Source organism: Bacillus sp. N447-1 (genome assembly GCF_022701035.1).
Taxonomy (GTDB): domain Bacteria; phylum Bacillota; class Bacilli; order Bacillales; family Bacillaceae_G; genus Bacillus_A; species Bacillus_A cereus.
The window spans coordinates 2,060,611-2,077,834 of sequence record NZ_CP065509.1; the positions used below are offsets into that span (position 1 = coordinate 2,060,611).

A 17,224-nucleotide genomic window follows, 5' to 3' on the forward strand; every position below is an offset into this window, starting at 1 on the left:
ATAGTATCCATGTACTCAAAAAAAATTTTAAAATTTATTAGCATATAATTTCCCGAAAGCGGACATCATAATTATTGAAGAAGGAACACATTGAAAAAGCAACCACCAATTGATGAGTACAACAACATAGTGAAGTCATCATGAAATGGGGTGTCCAAGTTGGACAATGAAATTTACACATAACCAGATCATTTGTTTCATTTTCGAAACGGGGTGTCTCTGAAAGAGCATATACTGTTTTAAAAAATAAACAATTTCATTTTAAAAAAGATTGCAATTCATTTCACTTGAAAATGGGGTGTCTACGGCAGAAACTTTAGCCGATTTACCGTGCATTTCTTAAATAAATGAGGTGTCTGCGAAACGTAAATTACGATAATGCTTTTTCAATCCCTCTTCAGAAAACAGGAAGCTGAGTCAGCTTCCTGTTTTTCGTGTTTGTTCTCTTATGTAATTATGGTAAAATACGGCTAAGGATATTTGAAAGGATGAGATCAATGAATCATACAGCAGACAATTGTATTTTTTGTAAAATCATTGACGGGCAAATCCCTTGCTCAAAAGTATACGAAGATGAACATGTGCTTGCATTTTTAGATATTAGTCAAGTAACAAAAGGACATACTCTTGTTATTCCGAAAGTTCACAAACAAGACATTTTTGCGTTAACGCCAGAAATCGCATCACATATTTTTTCTGTCGTTCCAAAAATCGCAAATGCGATTAAAACAGAGTTTAATCCAGTTGGCTTTAACCTACTTAACAATAACGGTGAAAAAGCTGGACAAACTGTGTTCCACTTCCACCTTCATTTAATTCCACGCTACGGTGAAAAAGATGGTTTCGGTGCTGTTTGGAAATCACACCAAAATGAATACACTATGGAAAATTTACAAAACATCGCAAGTACAATTGCAAATAGTGTGAAATAATGACACTATAAGAAGGCGTAATACATAACAAGCCACTTCCCTGAAGTCATCAAATTCCGCATGGCTTGTTTCTTCACCTAAAATGCTCAGGGATGATTGTTTGTGCATAGCACATATAAGAAAGATATGCATATTTTTTCACATCATGAATACGAACAAAAAATAAGGAGGTCTCCTTTTATGTCAAAAGCTAAATCCTTTATTACAGGTGTTATTTGCGGCGGAGCAGTTGCTGGACTAGCCGTTCTTTTCTCAACTCCTTCTTCTGGTAAAGACATGCGCGGCAAGTTAAAAGAAAAAGGAAATGATATTAAAAAGACTTTAGCTGATATTACAGCTGATACGAAATTATTAAAACGTCAAATCGTTGAAACTGCTTCAGAAGGTAAAGAAGTGTTCCAAGAATTAAAAGACGATATGCACGATACACTTTCTAACTGGAAGCAAGATATTTCTCAAAACAAGCGCCATATTGAGAAAGAAATTTTGGACATCCAAAAGTCAATTGAGAAACTGCAAGAAGCTGTTCCAGAAAAAGCGTAAACAAATTCCTGCTTAGTTTTTTGCATATAACAAATATTTTTTATATAAATTGACCTTGACACGGCATATCGTATAGATATGCCGTGTTTTTATGCATTTACAATATATGTTATCAATTAACATGTAAGGACAACGCATGTATTCACGACTCATAAAACGCTTCCATAGTTATGCATGATTTGTATAGAATGTCATTTTGTTAAAAAATTTTCACAATTCTTACAAAAAGACTTTATTAATTTTTATTTTACTGGCATAATAGATAGTAATGAAAAAGAATGTTAAAGTGGGTGAGTAAATGAAAAGTGGAGAAAAAGATTACTCGGTAAAAGAAGCGATGATTTTCAGCCAACGCATTGCTCAATTATCGAAAGCGTTATGGAAATGTGTAGAGAAAGATTGGCAGCAGTGGATTAAACCTTACGATTTAAATATTAATGAACATCATATTTTAACAATCGCTTATCATTTAAAAGGGGCTTCTATTTCTGAGATTGCTAAGTTTGGAGTTATGCACGTATCAACGGCATTTAACTTCTCTAAAAAGCTAGAAGAACGCGGCTATCTTGTATTCTCAAAAAAGGAAGATGATAAACGAAATACGTACATTGAAATTACAGACAAAGGGGAAGAATTACTACTTCGCTTAATGGAGGAGTATGATCCTGAAAATAATTCAGTGTTTAATGGGGCTCTTGCACTTCGTAATTTTTATGGGAAGTTCCCAGAAAATATCGAACTGATTGCAATCCTGCGTAATATTTACGGACAAGACTTTATCGATATTTTTGAGAAATCATTAGAAGATATTGAAGAGAACTTTACAGAATCCGATCAAAAGTTAGTTAAGAAATAATCTATTTATTTTTTCGCAATCATGCTTAAGAATTCATTCATAAGCGGCTTAAATAAACCTTGTTTTGCTAGCGCTTCCGCAGTTTCGTGTACTTCGAGCTGATGTGGAAGCGCTTTTTCAAATTGATCTAACAGCGCATCGAACAAAAGAAGCCCTTCTGCTTTCTCCACTACATATTGCTCGTTCAGTTTTTCACAAAGATTTAGTATACGTTCAATATCTTTTTTACGAGCTTTTTTCTTTATGATCAAAGAATAAAATGGACACTTCTCTTCATCAATCATTTTAAATAGTAGGTCTACATAGTATTCAGCTTGTTCTAATCTTCTAACAACGTCCATTTTCTCCCTCACTTTCTAACACAAAGTCTTCTATTTCTGAATTTTGTAACACGAACAAAATATCGTGTGATACAATATATGTATATGTATATGTATTTTAGCCAAAAGGAGGTCTCGCCTCATGACACTTATAACAGTTGTTTTTGTCGCATTTGCACTTCTTGTTATATTTTACACGAATTTCATGACACATACACTGTGTGAACGAAAACAAATAGCTGCGAGCCGCCAGCCCGGTGTCTTTCGGGTTATTAATGTATGTATAACAATTTTATTAATTTCTAGTTATATAGAAATTATATTTCATGGAAAGTGAGGAAGGAAAGCCCCTTCCTCACTTTTTTCCTCTATAAGCAAATTATACCTACAATAACCAATAAAATAAACAGTACAAGTAATAAAATAAGTTGAGAATTCATCCCCATCCCCTCCTCTATTCTGTATATGCGGCATACGCCCAATATGGCACACTTTCAAAATCTGACACGTGCTGGTTAATTTTTCTTTATCAATATGAAAACGGTTCGAAATATGATATATTAAATTTTGTACATATTGCTTATACTATAGAACAAAACATTCATCAAAACTTTATCCTCAGCCTCGGTAAGCCCTGTTAAGCGCGCTTTACCAATATAAAAAAGCAAAAGTATCAGTGAGACTTAATCGGGCTCTTATGAATCAAAATTCATTGGTGTAGGATAAATTAAAAATACATAATAGTAGGAGTGTTTATCGAATGAAGAAAGCTATGCTTGCCTTAGCCGCAACAAGTGTAATCGCATTATCAGCATGTGGAACATCATCATCAGACAAAATTGTTACATCTAAAGCTGGTGACATTACAAAAGAAGAATTCTACGATCAAATGAAGACACAAGCTGGTAAACAAGTACTAAACAACATGGTTATGGAAAAAGTACTTATTAAAAACTACAAAGTTGAAGACAAAGATGTAGACAAAAAGTTCGATGAAATGAAAAAACAATACGGTGATCAATTCGATACACTATTAAAACAACAAGGTATTAAAGAAGAAACTATAAAAACTGGTGTGCGTGCTCAATTAGCTCAAGAAAAAGCTATCGAGAAAACAATCACTGATAAAGAACTAAAAGAAAACTACAAGCCTGAAATTAAAGCAAGCCACATTCTTGTAAAAGATGAAGCTACTGCGAAAAAGGTTAAAGAAGAACTTGGACAAGGTAAATCTTTCGAAGAGTTAGCGAAACAATACTCTGAAGATACTGGTTCAAAAGAAAAAGGCGGAGACCTTGGCTACTTTACTGCTGGTAAAATGGTTAAAGAATTCGAAGATGCTGCTTACAAGCTGAAAAAAGATGAAGTAAGCGAACCTGTGAAATCACAATTCGGTTACCACATCATTAAAGTAACAGACATTAAAGAACAAAAACCATTTGATGAAGTAAAAGGCGACATCAAAAAAGATCTAGTTCAGAAGAAAGCACAAGATGCTGCATTCATGAATGATCTTATGATGAAAGAAATCAAAAAAGCTGACGTAAAAGTTGACGATAAAGATTTAAAAGATCTTTTCGAAGAGAAAAAAGCTGACGATAAAAAAGAAGAAAAGAAATAATGAAGTAAAAAGCTTGGGCTTCGGCCCGAGCTTTTTTATGTATCCTCTTCGTTAACGAAAGTTTATTTTGTCATTCGTTTAACTAAAACCATCTTTTATGCATTTCACTTAAAAACATTTCTGTGATTCTAAATCCTGAACTTTCCCCTATAATAGAGTCAATCCCACAATACGGACAAACTGCTGTGTTATCATCATCCCACCACTCTGTAATTTTTTCTGGATGGAAAATTTCTAAACAATAGAAACAACCACATATAACATCCTTTTCTAAGTGCTTTCTATTACGAGAACAAAAACGATGCGCTTCCTCAAAATATTTTTGCATCAGTATCCCCCTATTCCTGATTTTCTTCTTTGCTTTACTTACATTCTCCTCAATAAAATTGCAATTCTTCCTTAAAGAAAAACACAAAAAAAACCTTGATCCACGCCACGCAGAACCAAGGTTTATCTTATTATCATTGATTAAATTCAAAAACTATGTTAAATTAGTACAGAAACACGTTTTCTAAAATGAAAGGAACGTATTTATCCGTATTTTAATTGTACACCAAAACACATCTTCAGTCAACCTCTATTTTTCACTTTTAAAGGAGTGCTTACCGTATGAACAAAAAACTTGATTTAGAGCAAAAAAGATTGGATACCGTAATCGAGACAATTACGGAGCAAATTGATAAACTGGAAAACGAAACTGGCAGACGCCGGGCAGAAGTAATCAATATTCGTAAACACTTTTGGGATGATGTGAAAGTGAACACGGATACTTTTGATGATTATCTTGAAACAGTTATCAACTTAAGACAACAAGCTCAGTCATTAGCTGTCACACAAATTACTCATAAGCACACCTTTAATCGACTTGCCGCACTAAAACGCATGCATAAAGCACCTTATTTCGGACGAATTGATTTCAAAGAAGAAGGAGAATCTGCTGCGGATCAAATTTATATCGGTGTTGCTACACTTACGGATGCTAGCGGAGAAAACTTTCTTATATATGACTGGCGCGCACCTATTTCGAGTGTATACTACGATTATCCACCAGGACCAGCTGAGTACAGTACACCAGGAGGCGTAATCCACGGTAATGTGGAGAAAAAATTACAATACATTATTCAAAATGGCGAGATTGATTCTATGTTCGATACGAGCCTTACAATTGGCGATGAAATCTTGCAACAAGCGCTCGGAAAAGGTACGAACAAACATATGCAAAGTATCGTCGCTACAATTCAGCGTGAACAAAATGAAATTATTCGTCACGATGAAGGCCGACTCCTTATCGTGCAAGGAGCTGCTGGTAGTGGTAAAACGTCAGCTGCCCTGCAGCGAATCGCCTACTTACTATATAAATATCGCGAATGGCTAAAAGCGGATCAAATTATTCTCTTCTCCCCTAACTCTATGTTCAATAGCTACGTTTCTAACGTACTACCTGAACTCGGCGAAGAAAATATGCAGCAAGTGACATTCCAAGAATATTTAAATCATAGACTGAGTAAGTCATTTGACGTTGAAGACCCTTATGAGCAATTAGAATATATGCTAACTGAAACAAATAGCCCTACCTATAAAACGAGAAATGCGAGCATCCGATTTAAAGCATCCACTCAATTTTTCGAGATGATTAGAGCGTACAGACAATCTCTTGAATCTTCAGGTATGCTATTTAGAGGAATGAAATTTAGAGGGAAACTAATCGCCTCAGCTAAAGAAATTACAGAGCAATTTTACAATACAGACTCCTCCCTCCGTTTCAATAATAGAATTGAAAAGTTAACGGATTGGCTAAATAAGCAAATAGATGCACTTGAAAAAGCAGAACTGAAAAAGCCTTGGGTAGAAGAAGAAATTGAACTACTTAGTAAAGACGAATATCAAAAGGCTTATAAATACTTGCAGAAAAAAGGCGAGTTTGACGACAACTCCTTTAATGATTTTGAGAAAGAAACGAAAGTACTCGGACGTATGATTGTCCGTAAAAAAATGAAGCCACTTCGTAAAGGCGTTCAAACATTGCGTTTCATCAATTTTACAGGCATATATAAACAACTTTTCACAGATGCATCATGGGTTACTGGGGAAAAACCGAAAGAATGGGATGACATTTGCTCATTAACAGTAAACATGCTTGATGAAGGAAAGCTATATTACGAGGATGCGACTCCATTTTTACTTTTAAAAGAATTAATTGAAGGCTTCCAAACGAACAGATCGATTAAACACGTACTCGTAGATGAAGCACAAGATTACTCTCCGTTCCAGTTCGAGTTTTTAAAACGTCTCTTCCCTGCCGCAAAAATGACGGTACTCGGAGACTTTAACCAAGCGATATTTGCCCATGCGAGTGAAACGGTGAATTTCGATACACTTACGAATTTATACGGGCCAGACGAAACAAACGGCATTAACTTAACTCGTAGCTATCGCTCAACAAAACCGATTATTGAATTTACACGTGCTCTCGTACCGGAAGGGAAGAACATTCACGCCTTTGAACGTGACGGCGCGAAACCTACAGTGACGAAAGTAGCTAATCACAACGAACTACACGAACATATTACTGCTAAAGTTGCTGCACTACAAACAGAGCAGCACAATACGATCGCAATTATATGTAAATCTGCGGCTGAAAGCGCCGCTGCTTACGAAGCACTTAATCATATCGAGAATATTAAACTCGTGAAGAGTAACTCAGCCGAGTATGAGCAAGGCGTCGTCGTGATCCCTGCTTATTTAGCGAAGGGTATCGAATTTGATGCTGTTATTATTTACGATGCTTCTAAAGATGTGTACAGCGATGAGAGCGTTCGTAGATTGTTCTACACTGCTTGTACGCGTGCAATGCATGAATTGCACCTTTATAGCGTTGGTGAGGTTAGTCCTTTTGTGCTTGGGGCTGATTCGGATAGTTTTGAGCTTATTACAACACCTTGATAACAATCAAGGTGTTTTCTTTTTATGCAGGACTTACACCTTTAAAGTAGAATATATCAGTTTAGAAAAAATTAAGGAGCGAAAAGATGAACCACTATTTTATTGCTATTTATGACGGTGAGTTTCCTACCGAAAAATTACATACCATTTTACAATCTAAGCACACTTTTACTGACCTAAACGTCCGCACCATTTCAATCTCCTCACCAAGACCTTTCACATTATTAGTTTGCGAAGAACATCGTGCACTCACAACTGGACTTACAGACAAATACCACTCATTAACGAAAGAGTTGCAAACACTTGAGCAGCAAGAAAAGTACTACTATGTATACGATTATAAAATTAGAAAGAACATCGAGAATCCTATCCAAAAATGCTTTCCATTCGCACAAATCCATATAAGTGTTACGAAATTCCATCAAATGATTCAAAAAGTAAAAGACTTAAAACGACCTGTATTTGCAGGTTATAACATCGTCTCTCATGATGCAGACATACTTACGATTGATGTACTTCTTTCTTCACCTTTACTAGATCCTAACACTTCCGAAAAAGATGCGGAAGAATACTCTTATTTACAGCAACTAACTGAATCAATCTCTCGTTCTGAATTATGTATTTCTGTTAAAGAGAGTGCACTTATTTAAACACGAAAAGAGGGTTATTTATCATAACCCTCTTCTACTATCTATTTCCGTTTGTACTTGATCATAATAATGAATTCTTTTATATGCAACTTATATAAGTATCAAGGTGTTTTTCTAATTCTGAATGAAATACCCTTACGTCTATATACACTCAGCACAATCCCCATTATAAGCGCATGAAATACAGTCGGCGTTAATCCATAACTAATAAAAGGTAAGGATATAGCAGCAAGCGGCAATAATCCTAGTATCATTCCAACATTATAAATGAACTGGAATACAAAAAGAGTCAATCCACCAACGAGCAGCAATTTACCGTACCGATCATTTATTTTATAAGAGATGACTATTAATCTTGCTACAAAAAGAGAAAGAACAAAGACAAGAATTAACGCAAGCCAATACCCATAATAGTAAGTCAAACTTGCAAATACAAAATCAGTATCCGGAGCAGGGATGAATTTTGTATCTCCAGATGTACCAAACCAACCTGCTGATGACATTACCTCTTTTAATCGTATATACATAAATCCTGCGCCACCTGCATCACTCTCAGGATTTAAATACCCTAAAAGTCTATCTAAGTGGTATCCTGAAGACCATGATACGGATACCTTGATAACAAATAAACAAATAGGTACAATCGTAATAATCAACGACGTTTTCTTTCCTAGCTTACTCCACCAAAGCATAACGAATACCATCGTAATATAGATAAAAATTGACGAAAGGGTGGATACAATCAAAAATAAATACAAAGAAAATAAATATAAAACCACAAGATGTATAATCTTTAACCTACTATCATTAAAAAAAGAAGCCCAAGCTAAAAAAAAGAAAGGCACTGCCATTAGACAGTCAATTGCAATTGGGCCGATTTGTATTAACGATTCTCCAATCATTGAAGCGTTTGGAAAACAGTATAGCATTAACAGGACAACTACTCCGATTATATAAAACAACCATCCCATTCTCTCTAATTTCCGATAATCAAGTAACATCATTCCAATCGCTGTTACAACACCGAGAATAACAAATATCACCTTATTTATTATTACATCATTCGTATATCCAAAAACTAAAACCGGCAAAAACCCTAACCCCATAGCAGCCACTAATAAAATAAGTAAGAACCAATCCACCTTTGGCTTATGAAGTTTGTTAAGTTCCCGGCCAAGTTTAATCGGACTCCCCATTTGTTCAACAGCCTTACCTTCAGCAACTTCCTCACTTAAGCCTTTCTCTACCCACATATTTTTCGTCTGTTTCAAGTGAAAATCTAGTTCCGTTGCTACTAAGTCCTTCGCTTCTTTTGATTTAATATGGTTCGTAACTTCTTTTAAAAAACGCTCCCCTTTTTTGTTCAATTTTTTCTCACTCCTGTACTAATCCTTTTAATATAAATCGTGCCTTCGTAGCATTCTTCTCTGCCTTTCGCAGCATCTTGTTTCCTTTATCATTTAATTGATAATATTTAGCTCCTGCGTGATCCCAGCTAGATTGGATAAAGCGATTCTGTTCTAAACGATGTAATAAAGTGTATAGAGACCCTTCATCACCTTCGAATTTTTGAATCCCTCTTCCTCTTAGTAACTGCATCAATTCATAACCTGATTTTTCATTCATAAGAAGTTGTAACACTGCTAAAAGGATATCTTCTTCCTTTTCAGACGATTGCTTAATTTTTTCGCGCACTTGCTTCTGGTGCTGATCAGAAAAACTCAAATGTTTAAACGTTGTGTTCTCCATTGATTTTCGCAAGCCTTTTAATCGATCTTCCATTTGATTATTCCTCCAATCCTTCCTTCAAAAGTTCCTTCGCTTTTTTTAGTCTTGTCTTTATCGTGTTTTCTTTCACATCTATTACTGTAGCAATCTCTTTAATTGATAATTCTTCATAATAAAATAGATAAATAACTTCTCGATATTTTATCGGTAAATTCATTACTGCAGAAGCCAGTTCACGATCCTCCGCATTTTGAATGACTGTTTGTTCGACACTTTCTTTTTGACTCTCCATATACGTAAAGTCATCCTCTGTAACGATAACTTTTTTGTTATACCAACTTTTTAAATAGTCCTTACAATGATTGATTGCAATTCTCCATAACCATGTTTTTAAGTTCGAATTCCCTTTATATGTATGAAGAGATTTATAGCATTTCACAAATATATCTTGCGTTACATCCTCCGCAACTTCTTTATTGTTTACATATGAATACACAAGCTGTAGGACTTCTTGTCCATACTTGTTCATTATTTCGTCGATAAGGTCCTCCTTATCTTCTATTTCAAACGCTTCTATCGTTAATTCATCCACATCATTTCCTCCTTCCCATATATTAGACGACGCACTGTATGGAAAAGTTTTATAAATACATAAAAAAATACGGATGGTAATGTCCATACCGTTTTTTTATGTATATTTATTTACTTCTTGTCCCCTGACACTAATGCTCTGCTTAAAAACAGGAATTTTCATCCATATATCTTGTTCCCTATTTTAAAACATAATACAATTAAAATGTAACTTAATAAGCTATAACTAGTAGGTGTGGCAATCATCTCTTCCATTTTGAAAAAAGGGGGGAGGTGATAATATGATCGCGATGTTTGTAATTAAATTAGTGTATGGTATCCTAACCGGAGCTGGCGTTGTCATCGGTAGAAGATACGTCGGTCCATGGCTAATTTCTGTATACAAAAAAGCGAGAACCACCCTGCTTCGTGGAAAAGGTAAGGGCGGTTCTCGGCTAAAACGTTAATGTAATTGTCTTATAACCGCACCTACTACCACCACAATAGCAAGTTAGGTTACAAAGGCAGAAGTTTCTCAGGCTTCTGTCTTCTTTATTTTATGCAAAATTCATACTAAATACTCTATCATCATTGTAACACATTTTATTTATTTTTAGTCAAGAGAAAAAACCACCTAAAGGCTCCCCTTCAGTTGGTTTTCTATTTTACGCTAAAGCAGCCGCCTATTCTTGTTGTTCTAGACTTTTTCTAGTTCAGCTGTGCCGCTCTCATCATTTATAGCACCAATAAAGACGGATTATGGACCCGCTTCATAACAGTAGGATTAAACAAGGAACAACACCTATTACGAATATAAAAAATCCTCTCACTACATAGTACCTATGTTTTCAGCGATACTCTATTACCATCAAACTGAATTTGTATAATTTAAACTACAGAATAGCGAGCTAATTTTCAAATATCTTCTTTCGCATAACCTTAAATTTATTATCCAGTTGCATTATGCTTATAAATAAAAGATATCCTACCGACGCACCGAGCATATTTATAGCAATCCGCCACACATCAAAAACATCAGACAAAGTTAGTAAATGTAATATCTCCCAAACAAGAAAGGTCATAACATACCACTTACGAGCTTTCTTATAGTTAGTCACTTTATTAATGAGCACTGGAACGAAAAATCCGAATGGAACTACTAATATTATATGTTGTAAAACGCTTAACCAATAAGTTGAGTTTCCCCAAGGACCTGGATGTGCAATAAAATCTTTAACTTGCCAAAGTGTTATTCCAAAAAGTTGTAATAACGTTTCTAAATCAGATATATGTAAAAATTGCTGCCAAAATTCAATGGGATGATAGACAGTCCCACCTGTCAAACTGCGAACAGAGTCAAATGTAGAAGTTGAAATAAACGTTCCTAAAAAGACAATAAAACAAATGATTATATAAGGAATACATAAAATTTTTGATAATACCTTTAATGGCCTAGGAACTTCGTATACCGATTTATTAATCTCTACGCCAATAACTTTTGATTCTCCAAAACTTTGAATCGCTTTATAAATCGCTTCTTTTTCATTCATACCTTGTTCCATATATTCTTCTTTCAAGCTGTTCAAGTGATCATACATTTCTAGAAATAACTCATCCTGTTCAATATCACTAAGTTCTGAATAGGTTAAAATAGACTTAATATACTCGTCAAATTCACTCATAAATAACTCCTTTCTGACAAGCTTGAATTAATGCTGTTACACTCTCCCAAGAGTTCACTTTCTTCTGCAATTCTTTTTTCCCTTTATCTGTAATAGTATAGAATTTCCTTTTCATCCCATTCTCAGATTCATTCCAATAAGATTCAAGAAACTCCTTTTTCTCTAATCTCTTTAAAGCAGGATACAAAGTTCCCTGTCCCATACTATACAAATCTTCACTTGCATCCTTTAAACTTTGAGCTATTTCGTATCCGTATGTATCACGTTTTGCAATGATAGAAAGTAATAAAATATCTATACTTCCCTTCAAGATTTCTTTGTCCAACAATACCACCACCTTATATACATAGTATAACAACATATGTCGTTATGCAACATAGTTAGAAAAATACCCCATAAAAAAACCACCTAAAGGCTCCCCTTCAGGTGGTTCTCTATTTTACGCTAACGCAGCTGCCTGTTCTTGTTGATCTACAGGAATTACAGCGTCTGTTAATGCTTTTTCTAATTCAGCTGTGTATTTCATTTGTTCTTCTTTGCTCCAGCCTAGTTTCGCAGCCATGTAGTTGATTACTGCTTCTTTCCACTCGTATACCCAGTGGATATTGAAGAATACAGCGCCTCTACGGCGTACGAAGAAGTCAACTGGTTTTGCTGTCATTTCGTAATCCATTGCGTATACAAGCGGGATTAGAACGTCTAGTGGCATGTTGTATTCTTTCTCTTCGTCTTTATGTTTTTTCGCTAAATCAAATAGTACGTCAACGTTAGAGCCGTAGAATTTCGCGAATTCTTCTGCTTGTGCTGTTGTTAAACCATATTTCGTACCTTCGCCAGCTTTTTTCGCAACGAATGCTGGGAATCCGTGTGAACCATCTACATGTCCACCAGAGATTGGCATATGTTTCGTGTCGCTCTTCGGATATGCGCTATGACCTTCTTTTTGTAGTAAGTTCGTTACGTAGTCTACTACCATTTCAGCCATTTTGCGGTATCCAGTTAATTTACCACCTGCGATTGTAATTAAACCAGATTCAGAAGTCCAAATTTCGTCTTTACGAGAAATTTCAGATGCACTCTTACCTTCTTCGTAAATTAACGGACGTACACCAGCCCAGCTTGATTCGATGTCTTTCTCTGTAATTTTCACGCTTGGGAACATGTAGTTAATCGCATTAATAATATACGTGCGATCTTCTGTTGTCATTTGTGGTACAGCTGCGTCTTTATCATAGAACGTATCTGTTGTACCTACATATGTTTTTCCGCCGCGTGGAATCGCGAACACCATACGTTTATCTGGTGTATCGAAGTAAATCGCTTGACCTAATGGGAAACGTTTTTGATCAATTACTAAGTGAACACCTTTTGATAACTGAAGTACTTTTCCTTTTTTCGAGTTATCTTTTTCACGAAGTGTATCTACCCAAGGGCCAGCTGCGTTTACAATTTTCTTACCGTAAACTTCGTACACTTCACCGTCTAGTAAATCGATTACACGTACACCGCATACTTTTCCATCTTTATATAAGAAACTGTCTACTTTTGCGTAGTTAACAGCTTTCGCACCATGCTCAATTGCTTCTTTCATTACTTCAATTGTAAGACGCGCATCGTCTGTACGATATTCTACGTAGTAACCGCCGCCTTTTAATCCTTCTTTTTTTACAAGAGGCTCTTTGTTTAGCGTTTCTTCACGGTTAAACATCTTTCTGCGCTCGCTTCGTTTTACACCTGCTAAGAAGTCGTATACACGAAGACCAATTGATGTACTAAATGATCCGAACGTACCGCCTGTATGGAACGGAAGTAACATCCACTCTGGTGTTGTTACATGGGGACCGTTCTCATATACGATCGCACGCTCTTTCCCCACCTCTGCTACCATTTTCACTTCAAGTTGTTTTAAATAACGTAGACCACCGTGTACAAGCTTCGTTGAACGACTTGATGTACCTGCTGCAAAGTCCTGCATTTCAAACACAATTGTTGATAACCCGCGTGTTGCTCCATCTAATGCAATACCAGAACCAGTAATACCTCCACCAATTACGATCACATCTAACTCTTGTTTATTTACTCCGTTTAATACGTCTTTACGTTGTTTACTTGAAAATTTCATGGTAATTCCTCCCTTTGATAACGAAAAAAGAGACCACAAACTCCGCTATAGATTTCGCCTCTATAGCGCGTTGTGGTCTCTCCAAATCTCCTACCGAATTATTAACTTGTCACCATTATAACACTGTTTATGATTATTTGAAAGCTTTTGTTGCTTCAATTGCTTTTTTCCATCCAGCATATAGCTCTTCGCTTGTTTTCGCTTCCATCGTTGGTTCAAAGCGTTTGTCCATATGCCACTGTTCTTTAATTTCATCTTGGTTTTTCCAATATCCAACCGCAAGACCAGCTAAGTATGCTGCACCTAGAGCCGTTGTTTCGTTGATTACTGGACGCTCTACAGGAACATCTAAAATATCACTTTGGAACTTCATTAAGAAGTTATTTTTAACTGCTCCGCCATCAACGCGTAATGTTTTCAGCTCAATACCTGAATCTGCTTCCATTGCGCATAATACATCTTTCGTTTGGTAAGCTAAAGATTCTAGCGTTGCACGAATGAAATGCTCTTTCGTCGTACCGCGCGTTACACCAAACATAGCGCCGCGTACTTCACTATCCCAATAAGGTGTTCCTAGTCCAACGAATGCTGGTACAACGTATACACCGTCAGTTGATTCAACGCGACTCGCATACACTTCACTCTCACTTGCATCTTTAAACATGCGCATTCCGTCACGTAACCATTGAATTGCAGAACCCGCTACGAAAATACTTCCTTCTAATGCGTAGTTTACTTTACCATCTATTCCCCATGCAATTGTTGTTAATAGACCGTGCTCAGAAGCTACTGCTTTTTCACCTGTGTTCATTAACATGAAGCAACCAGTTCCGTAAGTATTTTTCGCCATACCTTCACCGAAACAAGCTTGTCCAAATAATGCTGCTTGTTGGTCACCAGCTACACCTGCAATCGGTACATTTTGGCCGAAGAAGTGGTAATCAATTGTTTCTCCGTAAATTTCAGATGATGGACGCACTTCTGGAAGCATGCTCTTTGGTACTGTTAACATTTCTAGAAGCTCATCATCCCACTGTAAGTCGTGAATGTTAAACATTAACGTACGTGATGCGTTTGAGTAATCTGTTACGTGTGCTTTACCACCAGATAGTTTCCATACAAGCCACGAATCAATTGTTCCGAATAATAGATCGCCGTTTTCTGCTTTTTCTCTTGCACCTTCAACGTTATCTAAAATCCATTTTACTTTCGTACCAGAGAAGTATGCATCAATTAAAAGACCTGTTTTTTCGCGAACCATTTCGCTATAACCTTTTTCTTTTAACTCATCACAAATTTCAGCTGTTTGGCGAGATTGCCATACGATTGCGTTGTAAATTGGTTTACTAGTTGTTTTATCCCATACAACCGTTGTTTCACGTTGGTTCGTAATACCGATACCTGCGATTTGTTCTGGTTTTACATCTGCTTCGCTTAAGCAAGTTGCGATAACTGCTAAAATAGATCCCCAAATTTCTTGTGCATTATGCTCTACCCAGCCCGGCTTTGGAAAATGTTGTGTAAACTCTTTTTGAGCTGAATGAACAATTTCACCTTTTTTATTGAAAAGAATTGCGCGTGAGCTTGTTGTTCCTTGGTCTAATGAAAGAATATATTTTTTCATATCGGTTTCCCCCTTATGCTACTTTTCTACTATTTGTATTGCTTCCGCTTTTTTTACTTGTCATATAAGAGATTGCTAGTACAATCACAGTTGCGATAATCACATAAATAAGTGCTGCATTTTGTTTTCCTTCAAATACAACTTGATGGAATAAACCTGCAAGTGATCCACCTAAAATTGGACCAACTACTGGAATCCATGCATACTTCCAGTTTGAACCGCCTTTTCCTGCAATCGGAAGGAAGAAGTGTGCGATACGCGGACCTAAATCACGCGCTGGGTTAATTGCGTATCCTGTTGTCCCACCTAATGATAAACCAATACTTACAATTAAGAAACCTACGATAAATGGATTTAATCCATCTGCAAATTTATTTGCACCAATTGCTAATATACCAAATACTAAAACGAATGTTCCAATCATTTCACTTAAAAGGTTTGCAAATGTGTTCGGAATTGCTGGACCTGTTGCAAATACACCTAACTTTGTTCCTGGATCTTCTGTTTCTTTCCAGTGTGGTAAGTAATGTAAATATACGATAACTGCCCCGATAATTGCCCCAATCATTTGTGCTACGATATAACCTGGTACGTCGCTCCATGGGAACGCTCCCTTAAATGCTAATCCTATCGTTAAAGCTGGATTCAAATGTGCCCCACTAATTGATCCAACCGCATACGCTGCAACCGCTACTGCTAAGCCCCAGCCCATTGTAATAACAATCCAACCTGAATCTTTCGCAAACGATTTCTTTAAACTTACACCAGCACAAACGCCGCCACCAAGTACGATTAACAACGCAGTCCCTATTAACTCTCCTAAAAATGCTGACATAGTATCCCTCCACAATCAATTTAAACGCTTTCAAATGTGATAGAGGTAAAATGAATGGCCATTCGTTTTTGTCAAAAGAAAAAGACCCACAGCTTGCACGCTTCTATATAAATTTATATAGAAACAATGAAATGTGGATCTCTACTTTTCTCCGTCACGTTTATTAACTTGTCTATAATGTTAACCGCAAATGAAAGCGGTGTCAACGAAAAAATTCACATTTTCGTCACTTTTTTTGGTAATGTTTCCATAGTTCACGTTTTGATGTCGTAATTGCTGTCGCACCAGCATTTAATGCTCTTTCCACATCTTCTACAGTACGAATAAAACCACCTGCTAAAATCGGTACACCAGTACGCTCTTTCACTTCAGCGATAACATCCGTTAATGCTCCAGGAAGTACCTCAATATAATCCGGTTTCGTCTTATCTAAAAGATTGCAGCTCTTCTCCATCGCACTCGAATCGATTAAAAAGATGCGTTGTATTGCCACAACACCTTTTTGCTTCGCCTTCATAATAACACTCGCCTTTGTTGAAAGTAACCCGTACGGTCTAAACTCCTGACATAAATATTCCGTCGCATGCCCATCACTCTGCAAACCATGAATTAAATCCACATGTAAAAATACCTTTTTACAATATTGCTTCGCAAGTGATATAACACTCTTCAATTGGCCGACATGAATATCTAAAATAACGATATATTCATACGAACTATGTAATAGCTTTTCCAAATCTTTAATTTGCCTCACTGCCGGCAAAATTTTCTGTTCATGAAATTCCATTCTATACGTCC

18 protein-coding genes are annotated in these 17,224 nt (G+C 36.3%); 7 read left to right on the top strand and 11 right to left on the bottom strand.

Annotated features, from left to right (window positions below):
- Positions 1 to 497 precede the first annotated feature (497 nt).
- The 3 genes from IQ781_RS10300 (at position 498) to IQ781_RS10310 (ending at position 2,331) form a co-directional block, all read left to right on the top strand.
- Entirely contained in the window at positions 498 to 932 is a 435-nt protein-coding gene (locus IQ781_RS10300) for an HIT family protein (protein WP_001016841.1), read from the top strand.
- Between the two features lie 180 nt (positions 933 to 1,112).
- Positions 1,113 to 1,475, top strand: coding sequence for a YtxH domain-containing protein (locus IQ781_RS10305; protein WP_000030300.1), 363 nt, complete (start codon positions 1,113 to 1,115; stop codon positions 1,473 to 1,475).
- A 298-nt stretch (positions 1,476 to 1,773) separates the two neighbouring features.
- Entirely contained in the window at positions 1,774 to 2,331 is a 558-nt protein-coding gene (locus IQ781_RS10310; protein ID WP_000834924.1) for an HTH-type transcriptional regulator Hpr, read from the top strand.
- A 5-nt stretch (positions 2,332 to 2,336) separates the two neighbouring features.
- Here the strand turns inward: IQ781_RS10310 and IQ781_RS10315 are convergent, their stop codons facing one another.
- The gene (locus IQ781_RS10315) at positions 2,337 to 2,672 is read right to left on the bottom strand and encodes a DUF1878 family protein (RefSeq protein WP_000383655.1); all 336 of its coding nucleotides are present in this window, start codon (positions 2,670 to 2,672) and stop codon (positions 2,337 to 2,339) included.
- Between the two features lie 121 nt (positions 2,673 to 2,793).
- Here IQ781_RS10315 and IQ781_RS10320 point away from each other — a divergent pair, with 121 nt between their 5' ends.
- Together IQ781_RS10320 and prsA are read left to right on the top strand one after the other, a co-directional pair.
- Positions 2,794 to 2,988: a hypothetical protein gene (locus IQ781_RS10320; RefSeq protein ID WP_000172690.1), complete on the top strand. Its 195-nt coding sequence runs from the start codon at positions 2,794 to 2,796 to the stop codon at positions 2,986 to 2,988.
- 423 nt (positions 2,989 to 3,411) lie between these two features.
- Positions 3,412 to 4,272, top strand: coding sequence for a peptidylprolyl isomerase PrsA (gene prsA / locus IQ781_RS10325; protein ID WP_000710058.1), 861 nt, complete (start codon positions 3,412 to 3,414; stop codon positions 4,270 to 4,272).
- Positions 4,273 to 4,354: 82 nt separating this feature from the next.
- Here prsA and IQ781_RS10330 read toward each other — a convergent pair whose 3' ends face one another.
- Positions 4,355 to 4,600: a cytoplasmic protein gene (locus IQ781_RS10330; protein ID WP_069355163.1), complete on the bottom strand. Its 246-nt coding sequence runs from the start codon at positions 4,598 to 4,600 to the stop codon at positions 4,355 to 4,357.
- 281 nt (positions 4,601 to 4,881) lie between these two features.
- On the opposite strand from IQ781_RS10330, the gene helD reads away from it, so the two are divergent.
- Both helD and IQ781_RS10340 read left to right on the top strand, forming a co-directional pair.
- Positions 4,882 to 7,215, top strand: a complete 2,334-nt coding sequence (helD, locus tag IQ781_RS10335) for an RNA polymerase recycling motor HelD (RefSeq protein WP_139846960.1) — start codon at positions 4,882 to 4,884, stop codon at positions 7,213 to 7,215.
- An 86-nt stretch (positions 7,216 to 7,301) separates the two neighbouring features.
- Positions 7,302 to 7,865, top strand: a complete 564-nt coding sequence (locus IQ781_RS10340; protein WP_139846959.1) for a hypothetical protein — start codon at positions 7,302 to 7,304, stop codon at positions 7,863 to 7,865.
- 101 nt (positions 7,866 to 7,966) lie between these two features.
- Here IQ781_RS10340 and IQ781_RS10345 read toward each other — a convergent pair whose 3' ends face one another.
- From IQ781_RS10345 to glpP, 9 genes are all read right to left on the bottom strand, one after another.
- The gene (locus IQ781_RS10345; protein WP_139846958.1) at positions 7,967 to 9,232 is read right to left on the bottom strand and encodes an FtsW/RodA/SpoVE family cell cycle protein; all 1,266 of its coding nucleotides are present in this window, start codon (positions 9,230 to 9,232) and stop codon (positions 7,967 to 7,969) included.
- 7 nt (positions 9,233 to 9,239) lie between these two features.
- Positions 9,240 to 9,647, bottom strand: coding sequence for a PadR family transcriptional regulator (locus tag IQ781_RS10350; protein WP_023521353.1), 408 nt, complete (start codon positions 9,645 to 9,647; stop codon positions 9,240 to 9,242).
- A 4-nt stretch (positions 9,648 to 9,651) separates the two neighbouring features.
- Positions 9,652 to 10,185, bottom strand: a complete 534-nt coding sequence (locus tag IQ781_RS10355; RefSeq protein WP_063220305.1) for a sigma-70 family RNA polymerase sigma factor — start codon at positions 10,183 to 10,185, stop codon at positions 9,652 to 9,654.
- Between the two features lie 886 nt (positions 10,186 to 11,071).
- The gene (locus IQ781_RS10360; RefSeq protein ID WP_063220306.1) at positions 11,072 to 11,845 is read right to left on the bottom strand and encodes a VanZ family protein; all 774 of its coding nucleotides are present in this window, start codon (positions 11,843 to 11,845) and stop codon (positions 11,072 to 11,074) included.
- Positions 11,838 to 12,170 (bottom strand): PadR family transcriptional regulator, encoded by a 333-nt coding sequence (locus tag IQ781_RS10365; protein WP_000356630.1) that lies wholly within the window; start codon positions 12,168 to 12,170, stop codon positions 11,838 to 11,840. The genes IQ781_RS10360 and IQ781_RS10365 overlap by 8 nt, the downstream gene beginning before the upstream one ends.
- Before the next feature lie 114 nt (positions 12,171 to 12,284).
- A complete protein-coding gene (glpD, locus tag IQ781_RS10370) occupies positions 12,285 to 13,967 on the bottom strand; it encodes an aerobic glycerol-3-phosphate dehydrogenase (protein WP_139846957.1) in 1,683 nt (560 codons plus the stop codon).
- Between the two features lie 133 nt (positions 13,968 to 14,100).
- Positions 14,101 to 15,591, bottom strand: a complete 1,491-nt coding sequence (gene glpK, locus IQ781_RS10375) for a glycerol kinase GlpK (RefSeq protein ID WP_000760011.1) — start codon at positions 15,589 to 15,591, stop codon at positions 14,101 to 14,103.
- Positions 15,592 to 15,604: 13 nt separating this feature from the next.
- The gene (gene glpF / locus IQ781_RS10380) at positions 15,605 to 16,426 is read right to left on the bottom strand and encodes a glycerol uptake facilitator protein GlpF (protein WP_001272199.1); all 822 of its coding nucleotides are present in this window, start codon (positions 16,424 to 16,426) and stop codon (positions 15,605 to 15,607) included.
- Between the two features lie 226 nt (positions 16,427 to 16,652).
- Entirely contained in the window at positions 16,653 to 17,213 is a 561-nt protein-coding gene (glpP, locus tag IQ781_RS10385) for a glycerol uptake operon antiterminator GlpP (protein ID WP_000394285.1), read from the bottom strand.
- Between the last annotated feature and the right edge of the window lie 11 nt (positions 17,214 to 17,224).

Excerpts from the sequence above, each read along its gene's own strand:
- IQ781_RS10300 (WP_001016841.1), top strand. The coding sequence starts at position 498 with ATGAATCATACAGCAGACAATTGTATTTTTTGTAAAATCATTGACGGG.
- IQ781_RS10305 (WP_000030300.1), top strand. The coding sequence starts at position 1,113 with ATGTCAAAAGCTAAATCCTTTATTACAGGTGTTATTTGCGGCGGAGCA.
- IQ781_RS10310 (WP_000834924.1), top strand. The coding sequence starts at position 1,774 with ATGAAAAGTGGAGAAAAAGATTACTCGGTAAAAGAAGCGATGATTTTC.
- IQ781_RS10315 (WP_000383655.1), bottom strand. The coding sequence starts at position 2,672 with ATGGACGTTGTTAGAAGATTAGAACAAGCTGAATACTATGTAGACCTA.
- IQ781_RS10320 (WP_000172690.1), top strand. The coding sequence starts at position 2,794 with ATGACACTTATAACAGTTGTTTTTGTCGCATTTGCACTTCTTGTTATA.
- prsA (WP_000710058.1), top strand. The coding sequence starts at position 3,412 with ATGAAGAAAGCTATGCTTGCCTTAGCCGCAACAAGTGTAATCGCATTA.
- IQ781_RS10330 (WP_069355163.1), bottom strand. The coding sequence starts at position 4,600 with ATGCAAAAATATTTTGAGGAAGCGCATCGTTTTTGTTCTCGTAATAGA.
- helD (WP_139846960.1), top strand. The coding sequence starts at position 4,882 with ATGAACAAAAAACTTGATTTAGAGCAAAAAAGATTGGATACCGTAATC.
- IQ781_RS10340 (WP_139846959.1), top strand. The coding sequence starts at position 7,302 with ATGAACCACTATTTTATTGCTATTTATGACGGTGAGTTTCCTACCGAA.
- IQ781_RS10350 (WP_023521353.1), bottom strand. The coding sequence starts at position 9,647 with ATGGAAGATCGATTAAAAGGCTTGCGAAAATCAATGGAGAACACAACG.
- IQ781_RS10360 (WP_063220306.1), bottom strand. The coding sequence starts at position 11,845 with ATGAGTGAATTTGACGAGTATATTAAGTCTATTTTAACCTATTCAGAA.
- glpD (WP_139846957.1), bottom strand. The coding sequence starts at position 13,967 with ATGAAATTTTCAAGTAAACAACGTAAAGACGTATTAAACGGAGTAAAT.
- glpK (WP_000760011.1), bottom strand. The coding sequence starts at position 15,591 with ATGAAAAAATATATTCTTTCATTAGACCAAGGAACAACAAGCTCACGC.
- glpF (WP_001272199.1), bottom strand. The coding sequence starts at position 16,426 with ATGTCAGCATTTTTAGGAGAGTTAATAGGGACTGCGTTGTTAATCGTA.
- glpP (WP_000394285.1), bottom strand. The coding sequence starts at position 17,213 with ATGGAATTTCATGAACAGAAAATTTTGCCGGCAGTGAGGCAAATTAAA.